Source organism: Micromonospora sp. NPDC047620 (genome assembly GCF_043205005.1).
Lineage (GTDB): Bacteria > Actinomycetota > Actinomycetes > Mycobacteriales > Micromonosporaceae > Micromonospora.
In genome coordinates this window covers 81319-99640 of record NZ_JBIDDG010000009.1, presented here as the reverse complement: position 1 = coordinate 99640, position 18322 = coordinate 81319, and the positions used below count along the sequence as shown (strand labels likewise).

At 73.1% G+C, this 18322-nt stretch carries 15 protein-coding genes; 11 read left to right on the top strand and 4 right to left on the bottom strand.

Annotated elements, in window-relative coordinates:
* The first annotated feature begins 1 nt into the window (after nt 1).
* From ACGF5C_RS13075 to ACGF5C_RS13045, 7 genes are all read left to right on the top strand, one after another.
* Complete coding sequence (locus tag ACGF5C_RS13075) at nt 2-487, top strand: FHA domain-containing protein (protein WP_111134465.1); 486 nt, start codon at nt 2-4, stop codon at nt 485-487.
* A complete protein-coding gene (locus ACGF5C_RS13070) occupies nt 484-1911 on the top strand; it encodes a PP2C family protein-serine/threonine phosphatase (protein ID WP_393300687.1) in 1428 nt (475 codons plus the stop codon). Before ACGF5C_RS13075 ends, ACGF5C_RS13070 begins: the two co-directional genes overlap by 4 nt.
* A gap of 29 nt (nt 1912-1940) precedes the next feature.
* Nucleotides 1941-3431 (top strand): FtsW/RodA/SpoVE family cell cycle protein, encoded by a 1491-nt coding sequence (locus ACGF5C_RS13065; RefSeq protein WP_393300684.1) that lies wholly within the window; start codon nt 1941-1943, stop codon nt 3429-3431.
* The gene (locus tag ACGF5C_RS13060) at nt 3428-4933 is read left to right on the top strand and encodes a peptidoglycan D,D-transpeptidase FtsI family protein (RefSeq protein ID WP_393300681.1); all 1506 of its coding nucleotides are present in this window, start codon (nt 3428-3430) and stop codon (nt 4931-4933) included. Before ACGF5C_RS13065 ends, ACGF5C_RS13060 begins: the two co-directional genes overlap by 4 nt.
* 1 nt (nt 4934) lies before the next feature.
* On the top strand, nt 4935-6386 hold the full coding sequence (locus ACGF5C_RS13055) for a protein kinase (RefSeq protein ID WP_393300677.1): 1452 nt from the start codon (nt 4935-4937) through the stop codon (nt 6384-6386).
* The gene (gene pknB / locus ACGF5C_RS13050) at nt 6383-8176 is read left to right on the top strand and encodes a Stk1 family PASTA domain-containing Ser/Thr kinase (RefSeq protein ID WP_393300674.1); all 1794 of its coding nucleotides are present in this window, start codon (nt 6383-6385) and stop codon (nt 8174-8176) included. The genes ACGF5C_RS13055 and pknB overlap by 4 nt, the downstream gene beginning before the upstream one ends.
* Nucleotides 8177-8297: 121 nt before the next feature.
* Complete coding sequence (locus ACGF5C_RS13045; RefSeq protein WP_393300671.1) at nt 8298-9011, top strand: vancomycin high temperature exclusion protein; 714 nt, start codon at nt 8298-8300, stop codon at nt 9009-9011.
* Between the two features lie 57 nt (nt 9012-9068).
* Here ACGF5C_RS13045 and ACGF5C_RS13040 read toward each other — a convergent pair whose 3' ends face one another.
* From ACGF5C_RS13040 to ACGF5C_RS13025, 4 genes are read right to left on the bottom strand one after another with little or no spacing between them, the layout of a single operon-like run.
* A complete protein-coding gene (locus tag ACGF5C_RS13040) occupies nt 9069-9719 on the bottom strand; it encodes an aminodeoxychorismate/anthranilate synthase component II (protein ID WP_393300668.1) in 651 nt (216 codons plus the stop codon).
* Nucleotides 9720-9727: 8 nt separating this feature from the next.
* A complete protein-coding gene (locus ACGF5C_RS13035) occupies nt 9728-10009 on the bottom strand; it encodes a hypothetical protein (protein WP_350702311.1) in 282 nt (93 codons plus the stop codon).
* Between the two features lie 3 nt (nt 10010-10012).
* Entirely contained in the window at nt 10013-11899 is a 1887-nt protein-coding gene (locus tag ACGF5C_RS13030; protein WP_393300665.1) for a class E sortase, read from the bottom strand.
* A complete protein-coding gene (locus ACGF5C_RS13025; protein ID WP_393300662.1) occupies nt 11896-12702 on the bottom strand; it encodes a DUF881 domain-containing protein in 807 nt (268 codons plus the stop codon). The genes ACGF5C_RS13030 and ACGF5C_RS13025 overlap by 4 nt, the downstream gene beginning before the upstream one ends.
* Before the next feature lie 227 nt (nt 12703-12929).
* On the opposite strand from ACGF5C_RS13025, the gene ACGF5C_RS13020 reads away from it, so the two are divergent.
* From ACGF5C_RS13020 to ACGF5C_RS13005, 4 genes are all read left to right on the top strand, one after another.
* On the top strand, nt 12930-13193 hold the full coding sequence (locus tag ACGF5C_RS13020; RefSeq protein WP_350702307.1) for a cell division protein CrgA: 264 nt from the start codon (nt 12930-12932) through the stop codon (nt 13191-13193).
* A 428-nt stretch (nt 13194-13621) separates the two neighbouring features.
* Nucleotides 13622-15817, top strand: coding sequence for a heterodisulfide reductase-related iron-sulfur binding cluster (locus ACGF5C_RS13015; protein WP_393300659.1), 2196 nt, complete (start codon nt 13622-13624; stop codon nt 15815-15817).
* A gap of 155 nt (nt 15818-15972) precedes the next feature.
* A complete protein-coding gene (locus ACGF5C_RS13010) occupies nt 15973-17286 on the top strand; it encodes a hemolysin family protein (protein WP_393301074.1) in 1314 nt (437 codons plus the stop codon).
* Entirely contained in the window at nt 17279-18322 is a 1044-nt protein-coding gene (locus ACGF5C_RS13005) for a hemolysin family protein (RefSeq protein ID WP_393259659.1), read from the top strand. Before ACGF5C_RS13010 ends, ACGF5C_RS13005 begins: the two co-directional genes overlap by 8 nt.

Sequence of the window (18322 nt, the reverse complement as noted above, 5' to 3'; positions counted from 1 at the left end):
CTTGCCGGAACTCGTCATCACCGTCGCCCGGTTCGGGTTCCTCATCCTGCTGTGGATCTTCGTGTTCACGGTGGTCGGCGTGATCCGCCGGGACCTGTTCGCGGGGGCCCGGTCGGGCCGGCTGGTGGCCGCCCCACGGGCGGTCGGGGCCTCGCTCGGGCAGGCGGCGAAACCGGCGAAGGCGAAGCGGGGCAGGGCGGCGCACCAGCTCGTGGTCACCGCCGGTCAACTGGCGGGCACGCGGATCACCCTTGGTGAAGCGCAGATCACCATCGGCCGGGCCGAGGATTCCACCCTCGTCATCACCGACGATTACGCCTCGGCGCGGCACGCCCGGCTGGTGCCACGCGACGGGCAGTGGTTCGTCGAGGATCTCGGCTCGACTAACGGCACCTACCTGGATCGCGCTAAGGTCACCGGACCAACCCCCGTCCCCCTCGGCGTGCCGATCCGGATCGGCCGCACTTCTCTCGAATTACGGCCATGACTCTGACCCTGCGCTATGCGGCCCACAGCGACCGCGGTCTGATCCGAGACGGTAACCAGGATTCCGTCTACGCCGGACCGCGGCTACTCGCCGTCGCCGACGGCATGGGCGGCATGGCCGCCGGTGACGTCGCCAGCAACATCGTCATCGGTGCCATGGCGCCGCTCGACGAGGACGTCCCGGGTGACGCCCTCGTCGACGCGCTGCGTTCGGCCGTGGGCACCGCCAACCAGCAGCTCCGCGACACCGTGGACGCCAACCCCCAGCTGGAGGGGATGGGCACCACGCTCACCGCCACCCTCTTCTCCGGCAGCAAGCTGGGCATGGTCCACATCGGCGACTCGCGGGCCTACCTCCTGCGCAACGGCGAGTTCGCGCAGATCACCAAGGACGACACGTACGTCCAGATGCTCGTCGACGAGGGCCGGATCAGCGCCGAGGAGGCGAGCAGCCACCCGCAGCGGTCGCTGCTCACCCGCGCGCTGGACGGCCGCGACATCGACCCGGAATACAGCGTCCGCCAGGTGCTGCCGGGCGACCGCTACCTGATCTGCAGCGACGGCCTCTCGGGCGTGGTCAGCGCCGACACGATCGCCGAGACCATGCGCGAGTACACCGACCCCCAGCAGTGCGTGGAGCGGTTGGTGCAGCTCGCCCTGCGCGGCGGCGGGCCGGACAACATCACGGTGATCATCGCGGACGCCACCGACCAGGACATCGTCGAGGCGAGCCCGATCGTCGGCGGCGCCGCGGCCCGGGACCGGGGCATGGCGACCTCCGCCGACGTCTCCACCCCGGCGGCCCGCGCGTCGGCGCTCTCCGCCCCCCGTCCCCCCGCCCCCGAGGAGCCCGCGGCCGGCGACGACGAGCCAGAACGCCCGAAACGCCGGCCCGTGCGCGCCGCCGCGACGACGCTGGCGCTGCTGGTGCTGCTCGGCGGGGCCGTCTTCGGCGGCTGGAGCTACACCCAGCGGCAGTACTACGTCGGGGCGACCGAGGAGGGCCAGGTCGCGGTGTTCCGGGGCATCCAGGGTGAGATCGCCGGGATGGACCTCTCCACCGTGCACTCCACCAGCCCGGCCGACCTGGACGACCTGACCCTGGCCGCCCAGGAGCAGGTGAAGCAGGGCATCCCGGCCAAGAGCGAGCCGGACGCCGAGCGTCGGCTGGCCGAGCTGACCAGCGACAGCCCGACGAACCCGAACCTGAAGCCGATCTGCCCGCCCAGCCCGAGCGCGGTGGCTGCCACCACGACACCGACGCCGACCGCCGGCCCGGCGACCCCGCCGCCGTCGGCCAGCGCGAGCCCGGCCGCCAGCGGCCGTCCGACCACGTCGGCCTCGCCGACCACCACACCCGACGCCCTGCCCTCCGACACCGTCTCGCCGACGCTCGACCCGGCCACCTGCCGGTCGCCGGAGTGAGTGTCGGGCTTCGAATCCGAGGACGATCCGTGACCGCAGCGGCCACCCCGGCACCCTCGCCCGCCACCACGGGCGAGCAGCCCGGCGTGCGCCTGGCCCGGTCCCGGCGTAACGCCGAGCTGTCGCTGCTGCTGCTGGCCATGGTGCTGGTGGCCGCGTACGGGGCGATGGTCGAGGCGAAGGTGCTCGACACCGTCACCGCCGACTTCTGGATGCCGGCCGCCGCGCTCACCGCGGTCTTCCTCGGTCTGCACCTGGTGATCCGGTTCCTGGCGCCCTTCGCCGACCCCGCCCTGCTGCCGGCGGTCGCGCTGCTCAACGGCATCGGGGTGGGCTTCCTGCGCCGGCTCGACCTGGGCAACGCCGCCCCGGCCGAGCGGGCGGACCTGGCCATCTTCGCCGGCACGGGTGGCCGGCAGCTCGCCTGGACGCTCGCCTCGGTCATCCTGGCCGCCGGGCTGCTCGCCCTCATGCGCGACCACCGGTCGGTCTCCCGCTACGCGTACACCCTGGGGTTGGCCGGCATCGTGCTGGTGATGATCCCGGCGGTGCTGCCCAGCCGCTTCTCCGAGATCAACGGCGCCAAGCTGTGGGTCCGGGTCGGCGGCTTCTCGATCCAGCCCGGCGAGTTCGCCAAGCTGGCGCTGCTGGTCTTCTTCGCCTACTACCTGGTGCGCAAGCGCGAGGTGCTCTCGCTGGCCAGCCGCCGGTTCCTCGGCATCGACTTCCCCCGCGGGCGGGACCTCGGCCCGGTGGTCGTGGTCTGGCTGATCAGCCTCCTGGTCCTCGTCTTCGAGAAGGACCTCGGCACGTCGCTGCTCTACTTCGGCATGTTCGTGGTGACGCTCTACATCGCCACCGAACGGGTCAGTTGGCTGCTCATCGGCCTGGTGCTCTTCTTCGGCGGCGCCTACCTGGCGTACGTCCTCGGCGACATCGTCGGCGGGCCGTTCGCCAACTTCTACCTGCGGGCGCAGATCTGGCTGGACCCGTTCGCCGACCCCTACGAGGACGGCTACCAACTGGTGCAGGGTCTGCTCGCGCTCGGCACCGGCGGGTTGTTCGGTGCCGGCCCGGGCGGCGGCCAGCCCGGCCTGCTGCCCGAGGTGCAGAACGACTTCATCTTCGCCGGCCTCGGCGAGGAGATCGGGCTGTTCGGCCTCTCCGCGCTGCTCGTCGTCTACCTGCTCATCGTCGAGCGGGGGCTGCGGGCGGCGCTGGCGGTCCGCGACTCGTTCGGCAAGCTGCTGGCCGGCGGCCTGGCGTTCACGCTCGGGCTCCAGGTCTTCGTGATCGTCGGCGGGATCAGCAAGCTCATCCCGCTGACCGGCCAGACCACCCCGTTCCTCTCCGCCGGTGGCTCCTCGCTGATGGCCAACTGGCTGCTCATCGCGGTCCTGCTCCGCGTCTCCGACGGGGCCCGCCGCCCCGTCGCCGGCGGGGGCGGCAAGGCGGCCCGACCGTCCGGCGGCCCGCCGGAGCAGCTGCACGGTGCCCCCACGGAGGTGATCAGGCCGTGAACGCACCCCTGCGCCGCGTGGGCGTCGTCGTGATGGTCCTCTTCGGGTTGCTCTTCGCCAACCTGAACTGGATCCAGGCCTACAAGGCCGACGAATACCGCACCAGCGACTACAACGGCCGGGTCCAGGTCGCCGAGTACGAGCGCAAGCGCGGCAACATCGAGGCCGGCGGCACGGCCCTCGCCACCAGCAAGGAGACCAGCGGTGAGCTGAAGTACCAGCGCACCTACCCGGGCGGCGCCAAGTACGCGCACGTGCTCGGCTACAAGCCGGTCAACCTGGCCGACACCGGCATCGAGAAGTTCGAGAACGACTTCCTGGCCGGCACCAGCGACCAGCTCTTCATCGACCGGTTCAAGGACATGTTCACCGGCGACAAGACCGGTGGCGGCAACGTGCTGCTCACCCTCTCCAAGCGGGCCCAGGACGTCGCGTACGAGCAGTTGCGCAACAACCGCAACGACGTCCCGAAGGGCGCGGCGATCGCCATCGACCCGCGTACCGGGGCGGTGCAGGCGCTGGTCTCCATGCCCAGCTTCGACCCGAACCCGCTGACCGGCCACAACACCAACGAGGCGGCGGCCGCGCACAACGCGCTGGAGCAGAACCCGAACGGCCCGCTGAAGAACCGGGCCATCGGCGAGGTGCTGCCCCCGGGTTCCACCTTCAAGATCGTGGTGGCCGCCGCGGCGCTGGAGAACGGCATCGGGCAGGACACCAGGATCCCGGCCGGTTCCAGCTACACCCCGCCGACCTCGGGCACGCCGATCCGCAACGCGGCGGCGTCGATCTGCCCCGAGGACGAGGTCACCCTGATGAACGCGGTCACCGAGTCGTGCAACACGGGCTTCGCGCAGCTCGGCGTCCGGCTCGGCGCGGACAAGATCAAGGAGAAGGCCCGGCAGTTCGGCTTCGAGCAGGAGGACCTCACCGTCGGCCACCTCGGGGAGGGCGGCCACCCGGTGGCGGCCAGCCGCACCGGCAGCATGGAGAACGCCGACGGCGGCGACGACCCCGCCGCGCTCGCCCAGTCCTCCATCGGCCAGCGCGACGTCCGGATGACTCCGCTGCAGGGTGCCCTGATCGCCGCCTCGGTCGCCAACGGCGGCAGCCAGATGCGGCCGTACCTGGTCCGCCAGCTCCTCGGCCCGGACCGCACCACCAGCTACTACACCGCCAATCCGCGCGAGCTGCGCCAGCCGGTCAGCGGCCAGGTCGCCGGCGACCTGCGGGAAATGATGGTCAGCGTCGTCGAGAACGGCACCGGCGAGAACGCGCGGATCAACGGCTACACGGTCGGCGGCAAGACCGGCACCGCGCAGTCCGCGCCCGACCGGCCGGACCACGGCTGGTTCATCGGCTTCGCGCTCGACAAGAACGGGAACCCGGTCTCGGCGGTCTGCGTCATGCTGGAGCAGGCCGGCCCGGGCGGCAGCGCCGAGGCGGCCCGGATCGCCGGGCAGATCATGCGTGCCGCCATCGCCGATCCCGGAGGCCGCTGACATGCTCAGCCCCGGGGTGCAGCTCGGCAACCGCTACCGCCTCGACGAGCGGATCGCCAGCGGTGGCATGGGCGACGTCTGGCGCGGCACCGACCAGGTGCTCGGCCGGACGGTCGCCGTCAAGAGCCTGCTCCCGGCGCTGCTCGACGACCCCGACTTCGCCGAGCGGTTCCGCGGCGAGGCCCGCACCATGGCGACGATCAACCACCCCGGCGTAGTCGACGTCTACGACTTCGGCAACGACCAGCAGATCGCCTTCCTGATCATGGAGTACGTCGAGGGCGACGCGCTGTCGGCAACCCTGGCCCGGGTGGGCCGGCTCACCCCGGCCCGCACGATGGCGCTGGTCGCCCAGGCGGCCGACGCGCTGCACGCGGCGCACGTGAAGGGCATCGTGCACCGGGACGTGAAGCCGGGCAACCTGCTGGTCCGGCCCAACGGCACCCTGGTGCTCACCGACTTCGGCATCGCCCGGTCGGATCTGGTCGCCCAGCTCACCGCGGCCGGCTCCGTGCTCGGCACCGCCTCGTACATCTCCCCCGAGCAGGCCACCGGCGGCGTCGCCACGTCCGCGTCCGACGTCTACGCGCTCGGCGTGGTCGCGTACCAGTGCCTGGCCGGCCGGCGGCCGTTCGAGGGCGACAATCCTCTCGAGATCGCCATGCGGCACGTCCGGGAGGCCCCCCGCCCGCTGCCCGCCGACATCCCGCCGCAGGTCCGGGCCGTGGTGGAGCGGGCCCTGGCGAAGGACCCGGCGGCCCGCTGGCCCAGCGCCGCCGCGCTGGCCGGGGTGGCCCGGCAGCTGAAGGCCCAGCTCTCCCAGCAGGCCCGCGGCGGTGGTCAGCCGATCTCCGCGGTCCCGGCGTCGCCCGCCGCCCCACCCGGCCGCGCCCAGGTGCCGGCACCGGCGGCGCACCCGCGGGTCCCGCACCGGCCGCCGACCGCCGCCCCGCAGCCGCAGCGCCCGCCCGTGGCGGCACCTCGCCCGGCCGTCGCGCACTCGCCACGACCGCCCGCGGCGGCACCCGGCCCGGCCGTCGCGCCGCACCGCCCCACGGTGGTCGCGCCCGCCGCGTCGGTGTCCCGCCCGCCCGTGGCCCCGCCCGGCTACCCGCGCGGCGCGGCGCCCGTGCCGCCGGCCCGCCCGATGGCGTACGCCGGGCAGGCGGCCCCTCCGCTGCCCCAGCCGGGCGGACGACGGTCCCGGCCGGGCATGGTGTTACTCGCCATCCTCCTGGCCGCACTGGTCCTCGTCTGCTCCGGCGTGATTTCCTACAAGCTGCAGGAGAAGTCGCAGTCCGGCGCGGCCGGCGCGGCCCTCCCGCAGACGGTGACGTCCGGCGCGCTGCGGCCCGACGGACGCGACGATCCGGCCGGGACGTCGTACCGTCGACAGGAACTGCCCCGGCCGGGCGGCGACGAGACGACGAGCGAAGGACGACAGACGCGATGACAGCGCAGGCCCGCCTGCTCGGTGGCAGGTACCAGGTCGGCGAGTTGCTCGGCTATGGCGGCATGGCCGAGGTGCACCGCGGTCGCGATCTCCGGCTCGGTCGGGACGTCGCGATCAAGATGCTCCGGACCGACCTCGCCCGGGACGCCACCTTCCAGATGCGGTTCCGCCGTGAGGCGCAGAATGCGGCATCCCTCAACCACCCGGCGATCGTCGCCGTCTACGACACCGGCGAGGAGACCGCGCCGACCGGCGAGACACTGCCGTTCATCGTGATGGAGTTCGTCAACGGGCGGACCCTCAAGGAGGTTCTCGGCGTCGAGGGGCGGCTCCAGCCGCGCCGGGCGCTGGAGATCTGCGCCGACATGTGCGCGGCGCTGGAGTTCAGCCACCGGCACGGCATCATCCACCGGGACATCAAGCCCGGAAACGTGATGCTTACCCAGACCGGCCAGGTCAAGGTGATGGACTTCGGCATCGCGCGGGCGCTGGCCAGCGGGGCCACCACGATGACCCAGACCAGCGCGGTGATCGGCACGGCGCAGTACCTCTCCCCGGAGCAGGCGCGGGGGGAGGCGGTCGACGCCCGGTCCGACGTCTACGCCGCCGGCTGCGTGCTCTTCGAGCTGATCTGCGGCCACCCGCCGTTCGTCGGCGACAGCCCGGTCAGCGTGGCCTACCAGCACGTGCGGGAGGCCCCGCCGACCCCGAGCGACATCAACCCGGACGTGAACCCGGCCGTCGACGCGATCGTGCTCAAGGCGCTGTCGAAGAACCCGCTGAACCGCTACCAGAGCGCCGGCGAGATGCGGGCCGACCTGCTCCGCGCCGCCGCCGGCCGCCCGGTGCTGGCCACCCCCGTGCTGCCGCAGGACGAGACGACGCGGGTCGTCCCGGCCGGTGCCGGCTACCCGGCCCCGCCCGGCGCCCCGCAGACCCGGCAGATCCCGGCTCGCGTCGGCGACCCGCGCCGGCGCAGGGCGTCGTCCTGGCTGATCGCGACCTTCGCCGCGGTGGGCGTGCTGGCGGTGATCGCCCTCGTCGCCGCGCTGCTGAATCAGGGCGACGACAAGGTCACCGTCCCCACGGTGACCGGCCTGACGCAGCAGGAGGCGTTCACCCGGATTCAGCAGGCCAACCTGGTGCCCAGGGAGGGCGAGCAGCACTTCGACGCCACCTGCAAGAAGGGCCAGGTGGTCAACCAGTCGCCGGCCGGCAACTCGGCCCTGGAGCCCAACCGCGAGGTCGTCGTCCAGGTCTGCGGCGGCCCGCGTACGAAGGCCATCCCGACGGGCCTCACGGGCTCCAGGTACGAGACCGCGAAGGCGCGGCTGGAGGAGGCAGGCTTCGAGGTCAGGAAGGTCGAGAAGGACAGCGCCGACCAGGAGGGCATCGTCCTGACAGTGTCGCCCGAGGAGGGGAAGCAGGTCGCCGAGAAGACGGTCGTGACCCTCACCGTCTCCAGGGGCAACGTCGGCCGGGTGCCGAACGTGGTCAACTCCACCGAGAAGGAGGCCAAGGACGAGCTGAAGGCCGCCGGCTACGACGTCGACGTCGAGCAGGGCCGGGAGGTGCCGGCGGCCGAGGCCGGGCGGGTCCTCTCGCAGACCCCGCGAGCGGGCACCAACCTCGCGGAGGGCAGGACGGTGACCATCGTGGTCAGCGTGCCGCAGGTCGAGCCGACGCCGTCCGACACGCCGAGCCCCACGCCCAGCGGCACGCCCTCCGGCGGTGGCGGCGGCTTCCCGCTGTTCCCGACCACCCCACCGGCCCGGCTCTCCGAGCAGTGACCCCCGGCGGGTGACGCCCCGCCGGGATCCGTCGGCCGGGCGTTGCCGGCCAGGTCCGTCGGCCGGGCGGATGCCCGCCCGGTTCGGGCCGCGTTGCACACAGAGAGGACGAACGGGGCGGATGCGAGGGTTCCCACCGGACGTTACTCGTGAGAGGGCCGGCGGGTCGGGCGAACGGTGGCGGCGACGCCTGACCCGCGCGGCGGTTCTCGCTCTGGCCGCGCTGCTGCTCGCCAGCCTTCCCTGGCTGTGGACGACGGTCGCCGCCCGCGGCCACGTGTACGACGAGGCCACCGCGCCGGCCGCCGACGTCGTGATCGTCCTGGGCACCGCGGTGGCGGCGGACCGACGCCAACCGGGCGACCGGCTCACCGGCCGCCTCGAAACCGCCGCCGAGCTGGTGCACAGCGGGCGGGCGCGGGTGATCCTCGTGTCGGGCGACGGGGGTGGCACCTCCGGTGACGAGCCGGCGGTGATGACCTCCTACCTGACCGAGCGGCTGGGTGTCGATCCGCGTCGCGTCGTGGCCGACCCGTTCGGCCTGGACACCTACGACAGCTGTGCCCGGGCGCGCGGCGTGTACGGGATCGAGCGGGCCCTGATCGTGACCCAGTCCTACCACCTGTCCCGGGCGGTCACGCTGTGCCGACACCTCGGCCTCGACGCCGAGGGAGTGACCGCTCGCTGTCCCGGCTGCGGGCCCGCCCTGCTCGTCGGGAAGGCGGTCCGGGACTACTTCGCCAGCGGCAAGGCGGCATGGGACGCGGTACGACGCCGGCCGCCCGCGGTCCGCTCGCCGGCCGACCCGGCGGTGCAGGACGCGCTGAAGGCCTGACCACGCCCTTCGCGGGTTCCGTCAGGGTTCGGGCTCGGCGTGGACAGTTTTGCCGGCTCAGCCAGCGGCGAAGGCGGCGCGGCGGCGCGCGTCCACCTCGGCGGCCAGTTCCGGGGCCCGCTCCAGCGCCTCCGGGTGGCCGCAGGCGGCGAGCCAGTTCGCCAGCATCAGGTGGCCGCCCTCGGTGAGCACGGACTCCGGGTGGAACTGGACGCCCTCGATCGGCAGCGACCGGTGGCGCATCGCCATCACCACCCCGGAGCCGGTCCAGCCGGTGACCTCCAGCTCCTCGGGCAGCGTCTCGGGCAGCACCGCGAGCGAGTGGTAGCGGGTGGCGGTGAACGGGTCCGGCAGGCCGGCGAGCACTCCGACGCCCTGGTGGCGGACCTCGGAGGTCTTGCCGTGCAGCAGCTCGGGGGCGCGGGTCACCGTGGCGCCGAACGCCTCGCCGATCGCCTGGTGCCCCAGGCAGACGCCGAAGATCGGCAGTTTGCCCGCGTACCGGCGGATCACGTCGAGGCAGATGCCGGCCCGGTCGGGGCTGCCCGGACCGGGCGACAGCAGGACGCCGGCCGCGCCGGCCCTGCCCACCTCGGCGACCTCGATCTCGTCGTTGCGCCGGACCTCGCAGTCCACGCCGAGCTGGCCAAGATACTGCACGAGGTTGAACACGAACGAGTCGTAGTTGTCGATCACCAGGACACGCATCAGGGGGCTCACTCGTCCGGGGAGGGGGGCGGGGTGTTGTTCCGTTCGGTGTCGTACGGCAGGTCGTGCCCGTCGCCGGGCGTCGCCTCCCCGTCGCCGGGCACCACGCCGACGTCGCCGGGTTCGCCGGACTCCTGGGTGACCTGCACGTCGTCGAAGGGCAGCAGGGGCTCGGCCCAGGGGAAGACCACGTACCAGAGCAGGGCCACCATCGCGCTGGCGATCAGCAGGCTGCCGACGAGCTTGCCGGGCAGCCCGAAGGGGAGTTTGCGCCAGATCCAGCCGTACACCGCCTAGCCTCCCAGTTCCGCCGGGCGACCCGCCGACTTCGGCTGGGTACGCGCCAACTCGGCGTGGATGATCAGGCGCTGGTAGTTGTCGAACTTCGGGTTGCACGTCGTCAGGGTGAGCATCGACTTGGTCGGCTTCGCCCCGGGCTTGCCCGGCACGGGCGCCACCACCTCGACCTGGGTGGGCCGGACGATCCGGCTCTGGCTCACCTTGTAGACGTACCAGTCGGTCTTGCTCTCCACCACGATGGCGTCGCCGTCGTTCAGCTCGTCAAGTCGCCAGAAGGTGGCGCGGTTGCGGTGCCCGGCGACGGAGAAGTTGCCCACCTGGCCCGGCAGGGCGCTGGACGGGTAGTGGCCGGGCGCGTACCGGATGTCCTTCTGGGTGACGCCCTCGACCACGACCCAGTTCTTGTCCAGCTTGGGGATGTAGAGCCCCGCCATCGGCTTGCCCTGCACCGGCGGCTTCGGCTTGGTGGGCGCGCTGGCCGTCGGCGCCACGGTCGGGTCGCCGTCCGGCCCCCACGCCTGCGCCAACTGCTGGCTGAGGTCGTTCTGGTGGGCGTCGACGATCGCCGACTTGCCCCACACCTCGTAGCCGGCGAAGAGCAGCACCACCATGCCGAAGGTGATCAGCACCTCGCCGGTGACCCGGATGCCGGCGCGCAGCCTGGAGCCCAGCGTGGGCCGGGTCAGCTCCGAGTAGACGCTCTTGTAGCCCTTGCCGGTCTGCTCCGGCCGGAGCTGGACGACGCGTTCGCCCCGGCGTGGCCGGGGCTGCTCGGTGCCGGTGTCGGGGATATCGGGTTCATCCGTTTTCGGGGGGCGCGGCACGGCCCCCATCAGGGCGGTCGACTCGAACAGGGCCGCCGAGCCGGCCGGCGTACGCCCGGGGACGGCCGGTATCACGGCGGTGGCCCCGGGGTCGGCCGAGCGGTCGGGGACGGTCGGCGAAGCCGGGGTGGACGGCCCCCCGACGGCCGCGCCGCTCTTCGGGATGAAGGCGGTCGGCCCGTCGGTGGCCGGCCGGTCGCCCTGGGCGGCGGCGCGGTCTACGGGCGGGCGGAGCGACCGTTCGCCGCCCTGCCCGGACGCCCGGGTGGCGTCCGGCTGCCCGACGGAGCCGGCCGGCGGCGCCGGGTGCGGCGGGGCGGCCGGCCGGAGCTGGCCGGCGCCCGACCATGGTGGTGGGGCGGGGGCACCACGGCCGGCGGCGCCGGTGGGCGGGCCGAAGTCCACAGGACGGGCCGGCGAGTCGACGTCTGGGCGGCCGGTGGGTGGGCCGAAGTCGCCGAGACCGGGGCGGCCGAAGCCGGCAGGGCCGTGGTCGGCGGGGCCGGGGCGGCCGTGGTCGGCGGGGCCGGGGCGGCCGTGGTCGGCGGGGCCGGGGCGGCCGTGGTCGGCGGGGCCGAAGTCCACGGGGCCGGGACGCCCGAAGCCGGCATGGCCGTGGTCGGCGGGGCTGGGGCGATCGGGTCCGAGGCGGTCCGGGTCGGCGGGCCGGGCCGGGTTGACGGTGGTACGGGCCTCGTCGGTGCCGGGGACGAACCGGCCGGGGTTCGCGGGACGACCGGGCTCCCGCGCGGGGCCGCCCGGGCGCGCCGGGTCGCCGGGCCGGACGGAATCGGCGGGGCGGGCGGGCCCGGCGAAACGGGCGGGGTCGGACACGGCACGCGCCCATTCGGCGGGTGGGCCGCCGGTCGGGCGGCCGTCGCCGACCGACGGGCCGGGACCGTGCGGGCGCGACGCCGGGGAGCGGGGCGGCAGCGTCGGCTCCGGCCAGGCTCCGGCCGGGGCGGGACGATTGACCTTGGGCAGGAACTCCGTCGGGCCGTCACCGTGGTCGCGGTGCCGGCCGTCGGGCTCCTCCGGCCAGTCGTCGCGGGTCACCGTGGCACCGCCGCCGACCGGAGCGTTGTCGAATCCTCGAACGCCGGCACGGCGACGGTGGAGACGGTCTCCTTGTAGCCGAGCTTGTAGTCGTCGACCAGGTCCCTGAACAACCGGACTCCCTCGGAGTCGGCGAGGGCCCGCTGAAGGGCAGCGGGATCGCCGATTGCTACGATCTTGAATGGAGGGGAGTACACCCGGCCGTGCAGCAGCAGGGTGTTACCGACGCAGCGTACCGCGCTGGTCGACAGCACGCGGACGTTCATGATGGACATGGCCTCGGCGCCACCCGCCCAGAGGGCATTCACCACGGCCTGCACGTCCCCCTGGTGGACGACCAGGTCGTCGTTGGTGGCTCCGGCGGGCAGGGTCCCGTCGTTGCGGCGGGGCGCGTCGTTGAGTTCCACCGTCACCCCGGGGCCGCTGAGCGCGGTGAATCCGGCGGCCTCCCGGCTGGCGGCCGCCCGGTCCTGCTGCTCCCTGATGGGGCCGTCCGAGCTGGCCAACGCCGTGGTGCGGTCCTCGACCTCCCCGCGCAGCCCGGCGGCGCGTTGCTCGCTGGCCGCCACCTCCGCGCGGCGGTCCTCGATGAGTTGGTTGAGCTGGGGGCGCCGGTCCTCGCGTAGGGCGGTGCCGCCGGCGGTGGTCGCCGTGGTGGTGAAGAGCAGCCCGGCTGCGGCGGCGATCAGCGGCACCCCGATCGACCAGCCCGGTCGGCGCTGCCGCGGTCGCCGTGGCAGGAGGCCGGCGACCACCCGCCGGAGCACCTTCTGCCAGGATGCCGCGCCGGATGTGTACTCCACCGAGCGTTCCTTCCCCGTCGTCTGGTTCAGCCCGCGAGGTGGCGGGCCGGTGCGGCGACCCGAACAGTCCCGCCTTTTCGGTCACTCCGAGCACCGGCCTGACCCCATTCGTGGCTTGGACGGCTCTTCGGGACTACGCTAGCTGTCGAACATTATTGGCCATGGACCGTCGCCCCCGCGCCCGGTTGTCAGGCCGGACGAGGTCGTCACCCCCTCTGGAGAGCGTCGTGCCCAAGTCTCAGGTCCGCAAGAAGAAGGTGTACACCCCGCCGACGGACGTCCGTCCGACGGCGACGGCGGCGACGCGCAAGCCTAGCCCGGTGTGGCTGCCGATCTCGGCGGTCAGCCTCATCGTCTTCGGCATCGGCTGGCTGGTGGTCTACTACCTCTCCGAGCAGGAGTACCCGGTCATGTCGTGGGGTTACTGGAACCTCGCGGTGGGCTTCGGCGCGATGGTCGCCTCCCTGATCCTGCTCTCCCGCTGGCGCTGAGCGGCCCCGCCCGGCGATTGCTGGCACCGGGCCACCCGAGCCGCTCTCGGCTCGGTGCAACCGTGCGGCGCGCACCTCTCGGTGCAGCCGTGGCCGGTCGGCACCGAGCCGTCGACCAGTCGCCCGATCCGGCCCCGCCGGGGCCACCCGGGGCGGTGCCGCACGTGAGCGTGTCACTCGGCGGAGACCCTGCCCGGCGGTTTCGGGTCGGGCCACCTATGGTGTGCGCAGGGCGGCGCGGCCGGAGTGCGAGATGACTCACGTTACCGCTGGGTAACCTTGCGCGTAGGCTGCACTGCATGACCGAGCGGAGCGAGGTCATCGACCGGTCCGGTCGAGGGTGCGGTGGCGGCGGCTCGCCGACCGCCCCCTGATCCGGCCCCGGTCGCCGAGCCGCTCGACAGGCAGCAGACCGGGAGGCCAACTCGATGGGCAGCGTCCAGATCGTCACCACGATCCTCGCGTTCGCCATCACCGCCGTGGCGGTGTGGCTTGCGGTACGCGCGGTCATGAAGATGGTGGCCGTCGTCCGGCTGGGTCAGCCGGACCCGACCCGGTTCGGCGACAAGGGCACCCGCACGAAGACCATGCTGGCGGAGACCGCCGGCCACACCCGCATGCTCCGCTGGAGCGTGGTGGGCGCGGCGCACTGGTTCGTGATGGTCGGCTTCATCGTGCTGTCGCTGCTGGTGCTGGAGGCGTACTTCGAGGTCGTCTCCCCGACCGGCGGGCTGCCCCTGGTGGGCGGCTGGGCGCTCTACGGCGCGGTGACCGAGCTGATCGGCATCCTGGGCATCGTCAGCATCCTGGTGCTGATCGGGATCCGGGTCCGCAACCGGCCGACCCGGCCGGGCGGTCGCTCCCGGTTCACCGGCTCCACCATGTGGCAGGGGTACTTCGTCGAGGCCGTGATCCTCTCGGTGCTGATCATGGGCTTCGTCATCCGGGGCTTCAAGGTCGCCACCGACCACTTCGAGTACCCGGTCTGGGCCGCCCCGCTCAGCCACGCGGTGGGCGCGATGCTGCCGAACTGGGACGCGGGCGTCAGCATCGCCGCCCTCGTCAAGATCGCCATCTCCATGACCTGGCTCATCGTGATCGCGCTCAACGTCACCATGGGCGTCGCCTGGCACCGCTTCCTCGCCTTCTTCAACATCTTCTTCAAGCGTGACCCGGGCCGCGCCGGCTCCGGCCTCGGCGCGCTGCGCCCGATGACGAGCCAGGGCAAGCCGCTCGACTTCGAGGAGGCCGACCCGGAGAAGGACCAGTTCGGCGTCGCCCAGGTCGAGCAGTTCAGCTGGAAGGGCCTGCTGGACTTCAGCACCTGCACCGAGTGCGGCCGCTGCCAGTCGCAGTGCCCCGCCTGGAACACGGGCAAGCCGCTGTCGCCGAAGCTGCTGGTGCTGAGCCTGCGCGACCACGCGTACGCCAAGGCGCCGTACCTGCTGGCCGGCGGCGGCAAGGACCTGACCGGCGAGGAGAAGGCCACCGCCGCGCAGCTCGCCCACGTCGACGTGCTCGCCCTGGCCGAGGGCGACAAACCGCTGATCGGCACGGCCGAGGAAGGCGGGGTCATCGACCCGGACGTGCTCTGGTCCTGCACCACCTGCGGCGCCTGCGTCGAGCAGTGCCCGGTCGACATCGAGCACGTCGACCACATCGTCGACATGCGCCGCTACCAGGTGCTCATCGAGTCGAGCTTCCCGTCGGAGGCCGGCGTGATGCTGCGCAACCTGGAGAACAAGGGCAACCCGTGGGGCGCCCCGCCGAACACCCGCGAGGACTGGACCAAGGGCCTGGACTTCGAGGTGCCGCGGGTCGGCGAGGTCGACGACTTCGAGTACCTCTTCTGGGTCGGCTGCGCCGGCGCGTTCGAGGACCGGGCCAAGAAGACCACCCGGGCGGTCGCCACGCTGCTCAACGAGGCGGGCGTCAAGTTCGCGATCCTCGGCGAGGGCGAGACCTGCTCCGGCGACCCGGCCCGCCGGATCGGCAACGAGTTCGTCTTCCAGATGCTCGCCCAGCAGAACGTCGAGACCCTCAACGAGGCGTTCGAGGGCCGGGAAAAGAGCAAGCGCAAGATCGTCGCCACCTGCCCGCACTGCTTCAACACCCTGGGCAACGAGTACGGCCAGCTCGGCGGCGAGTTCGAGGTGGTCCACCACACCCAGCTCCTGGCACACCTGGTCGCCACCGGCAAGCTCACCCCGGTGCAGCCGGTCGACGGCGGCGTGACCTACCACGACCCCTGCTACCTGGGCCGGCACAACCGGGTGTTCGCCCCGCCGCGCGAGGTGCTGGGGACCGCCATCGCCGGCGAGCTCACCGAGATGCCGCGCAACAGCGAGCGCTCCTTCTGCTGCGGCGCCGGCGGCGCCCGGATGTGGATGGAGGAGAAGATCGGCAAGCGGATCAACGTGGACCGGGTCGAGGAGGCCATGTCCACCGGGGCGCGGACGGTCGCCGTCGGCTGCCCGTTCTGCTCGACGATGCTCAACGACGGGGTGAACGGCAAGGGCGCCGGCGAGCAGGTCGAGGTCGTCGACGTGGCCAGCGTGCTGCTCCGCTCGGTGAAGCCCGAGCCGGCGGCAGGCGACAAGGAGACCGCGCCGGTCGCCGGCTGACGCGTACCCCTGGAACGCCCGACGGCGGCGGCACCTCGCGGTGCCGCCGCCGTCGTCGTTCAAGAGACGGCGGCAACCTCGGCCAGCCGGCGCCCGACGTGCGAGAATCGCGCCGAGGTGAGACGAGCATCGATGGCCTGCTGCTGACCACGCTGCTGCCCCTGGTCGGGTTCTTGCTGCTGACCGGCGGCAACGCGTTCTTCGTCGCGGCCGAATTCGCCCTGGTCACCGTGGACCGGCCCGAGATCGAGCGCCGCGCGACCTCGGGCGAGGGTCGGGCCGCGACCGTACGCCGGGCGCTGCGGGAGCTCTCCTTCCAGCTCTCCGGGGCGCAGCTCGGCATCACCCTCACCGCCCTGCTCACCGGCTACCTGGCCGAGCCGGCACTGGCCCGGCTGTTCACCCCGCTGCTGCGGCCGGTCGCCGGGGACGCCGCCGACCGGTTCACCCCGCTCCTCGCCCTGGCCCTGGCCACCCTGCTCTCCATGCTCTTCGGCGAGCTGGTCCCGAAGAACCTCGCGCTGGCCCGGCCGATGCCCACCGCGCTGGCCACCGCCGGCCCGATGCGCGGGTTCTCCCGCACCTTCGGCTGGCTGATCAGGGCGCTCAACGACTCGGCGAACCGCCTGGTCCGCGTGCTGGGGGTGGAGCCGCAGGAGGAGCTGGCCAGCGCCCGCTCGCCGGAGGAACTGGGCCTGCTGGCAGCCATCTCGGCACGGGCCGGCGCGCTGCCGCCGGACACCGCGATGCTGCTGCGCCGGACCATCCGCTTCGGCGACAAGCGGGCCGCCGAGGCGATGACCCCACGGGTGGACGTCGTCGCGCTACGCGCCACCGCCACGGTGGCCGAGCTGCTGGCACTGTCCCGGCAGACCGGGCGCACCCGCTTCCCGGTGTACGAGGAGACCCTCGACCTCGTGACCGGCGTCGCCGGGGTGCCCGACGCGCTGGGTGTGCCGCCGGCCAGGCGAGGCTCGACCACGGTCGGGTCGGTGGCCCGCGAGCCGGTGTACGTCCCGGAGAGCCTGGACCTCGACGGCGTGCTTGCCGCGCTGCGGGTGGCCGGCGCCGACCTCGCCATCGTCGTCGACGAGTACGGCGGGACCGACGGGGTGGTCACCACCGAGGACCTGGTGGAGGAACTCGTCGGCGAGATCGCCGACGAGTTCGACCCGGACGCGGTGGACGACGCCGGCCCGGTCGAGCTGACCGTGCCGGGCGGGGAGCGGACCGTCCTCGTCGACGGGGTGCTGCGTTCCGACGAGCTGGCCGAGCAGACCGGGTTCCGGCTCTCCGAGGGGCCGTACGAGACGCTCGCCGGGTTTCTGATGGCCCGGCTGGGGCACATTCCGGTGGCTGGCGAGACGGTCGAGGACTCCGGCTACGAGTTCACCGTCGTCGAGATCGAACGGCACCGGATCGAGCAGGTCCGGGTGGTTCGCCCCGAGGAGCCGGGCGACGATGCCTGAGCTGCTGGTCACGGTGGCGCTGCTGCTCGGCAACGCGTTCTTCGTGGGCAGTGAGTTCGCGCTGATCGCGTCCCGGCGCACGGTGGTCGAGCCGTTGGCGGCCACCTCGAAGCGGGCCCGCTGGGCGCTGTCGGCGATGAACCAGATCCCGCTGATGATCGCCGGGGCGCAGCTCGGCATCACCGTCTGCTCGCTGGGGCTGGGCGCGATCGCCGAGCCGGCCCTGGCGCACCTGTTGGAGCCGGCGTTCCACGCCGCCGGGCTGCCCGACCGGGCGGTCCACCCGGTGGCCTTCGTGCTCGCCCTCGGCGTGGTGGTCTTCCTGCACACGGTGGTCGGCGAGATGGTGCCGAAGAACATCACGCTGGCCGGGCCGGAGCTGTCGGCGCTCTGGCTGGGGCCGGCGATGCTGGCGTTCTGCCTGGCCACCAAGCCGCTGCTGCTGGCGATGAAGTGGGCGGCCCGCCGGGTGCTGGGGCTGTGGCGGATCGAGGCCACCGAGGCGGTGAAGACGGTCTTCACGGCGGAGGAGCTGGCCGGGCTGGTGGCGCAGGCGCGTACGGAGGGGCTGCTCGACGCCCAGGAGCACGCCCGGATCACCGGCGCGCTCGCCCTGCACAGCCGGACCGCCGCCGACGCCCTGCAACCCTGGTCGACGGTGACCACCGTCGCCGAGGACGTCTCGCCCGCCTCGCTGGAGGTGCTGGCCACCCGGACGGGTCGGTCCCGCTTCCCGGTGGTGCAGCGGTCCACCCGCCGGGTGCTCGGCTTCGTGCACGTCAAGGACGTCCTCGGGTACGCCGGGGTGAGCCGACGCGCCCCGGTGCCGGCGGAGGTCTACCGGCCGCTGGCGGTGGTGCCGCCGGACCGTACGCTCGCCGACCTGCTGCTGTCGATGCGCCGCGAGCGGCGGCACATGGTGCTGGTCAGCGACGGCCGCCGCCCGCTCGGCGTGGTGACGTTGGACGACGTATTGACCGCCATCGTGGGTCGCCGGGCCGACACCCTTGGTACGCAAACGGTTGCGCAGGCGTGA